General features: G+C 56.1%; 1 protein-coding gene and 1 pseudogene. One reads left to right on the top strand and one right to left on the bottom strand.

From position 1 onward, the window contains the following. Positions 1-959, bottom strand: a pseudogene (locus tag NW856_RS07855) (transcription-repair coupling factor); the annotation flags it as partial. 483 nt (positions 960-1442) lie between these two features. Between NW856_RS07855 and NW856_RS07850 the strand changes: the two are divergent. Next, positions 1443-1726: cytochrome ubiquinol oxidase subunit I (locus NW856_RS07850; protein WP_414399741.1), on the top strand; the 284-nt coding region annotated here is incomplete at its 3' end.

Here is a 1726-nt window from a genome sequence, read left to right as displayed (position 1 = left end):
TGCAGAGCCGGCTCCGCAACCTGGGCCTGTTTCCACTGTTCTTGGGCGTGGTAGAGCCACTGCTGGCTGTGGGCCTGGCACTGCTCTGGCTCGTCGATCAGGATGAGGGTGGTGGGATCCAGATAGCTGAGCAGATTGGCGGGAGGGGTGTAGAGCAGGCCGAGAAAACGGCGCAAGCCCTCCGGGGGGGTGGGCGACTGCTCCAACTGCTGCCGTAGGCCCTGGGAGAGCTGATCGGCTTTTTCCTGCAGAGCCGGCCAGAGGATAGGCCCATAGCCGGTGGGAGTAAGCCAAACGTAGGGGATCCCATCTTGGGAGCGCTGGCTCACCGGGTCGAACTCCCGCAGTCGCTCCAGCTCGTTGCCAAACCACTCTAGGCGCACCGGCCATTCGCAGGCCACCGGGAAAACGTCGAGAATATCGCCTCTCTGGCTCCACTCCCCTTCGCTTTCCACCAGGCTTACCCGCCGATATCCCAGACGAGCCAACTGCTGCCCCAGTTGCTGGGGAAACATCTCCAAGCCGGGTTCCAGCTGGAGACAAAAGGCCCGCAACACCTCTGGGGGAGGGAGGTGGGGTTGGAGGGCCCGCTCTGTCGCCACAATGGCCATGCCCTTCTTCCCCTGGAGGCAATCGGCCAGCACCTGAAACTGGCCCCACACCAGCTCCGGTTCCAGGTCAAAAGGTTCGTAGGGGGAAGCCTCTGAAGTAGGGTAGAGCTGCACACTCTCCCAGCCCATGCCCTCCAATTGCGCTGTCCACCGGCCCGCTTCTTCCAGCGTGGCAGTGACCACCAGCAGGGATCTTCCCTCCTGCTGGGCCAAAGCCGAGGCGATCAACCCCTTGGCAATCCGCCCTGCCCCCTGCAGATTTGCCCGTCGCTGCGATCTCAAGCAGGCGGCCAGCTCTTGAATCAAGCCGGACTGGCCTAGAAAGCGCACCAGCGGAATAAACGACATCTTCCACCCCACCCTGCAAACTGGGATCCCAATTCTGGCAGGCTCCGGGGACGATCAGCAGCCGTCTGCCGGCTCTGTAAACCGGAAGTCCTCCCTTGCTGGGAATCGCTCCTCGATCTATTAGGGCAACAGTTTTGTTGTTTTTTGTTGTTTAAAGGCGAAGAAAACCACAACCTTATGCTAACGACCTGCCAGTCTTCGGCCGCTGGGTTCACAGTGCACTTTTTGCCTTGTAGTCTAAATCACAAAAAAAGCCTATACTTCACAGAATCCTAAAATTAACCTTTAGAGTCGGACAGCTTGTCGATTGTCTTGGCCAAGATTCGATGTTAGAAGGAACAACGAACTACGGCTTTCCCGACCTCATCTAATGTCTGCTAGTGAGCAAGATATTTTTCATGCCGGAGATGTAGCTGCATCAACTGCAGCAGATGTTGTCGGAAAAAGCTGTATGGGTCAATTCATCTAAACTTGGTACAAATCATGTTTCTGGATACCGTTGCCCTTTCTCGTCTACAGTTTGCCCTCACGGCCATTTTTCACATGTTGTGGCCGGTTTTAACAACGGGGATGGCCATTTACCTTGTTGTTATTGAGGGACTTTGGCTAAAAACCCGCAACCTAGATTACTACCGTCACGCCCGTTTCTGGTCAAAACTCTATGTGTTGAACTTTGGTATTGGCGTGGCCTCAGGCTTGCCGATGGCCTTTCAGTTTGGCATGAACTGGGCACCTTTTTCCGAAGCAGTGGGGGACTTCTTTGGAAC

The sequence above is a fragment of the Synechococcus sp. R3-13 genome, assembly GCF_047462195.1.
GTDB lineage: Bacteria > Cyanobacteriota > Cyanobacteriia > Thermostichales > Thermostichaceae > Thermostichus.
This window is presented reverse-complemented; position numbering and strand designations above follow the sequence as displayed.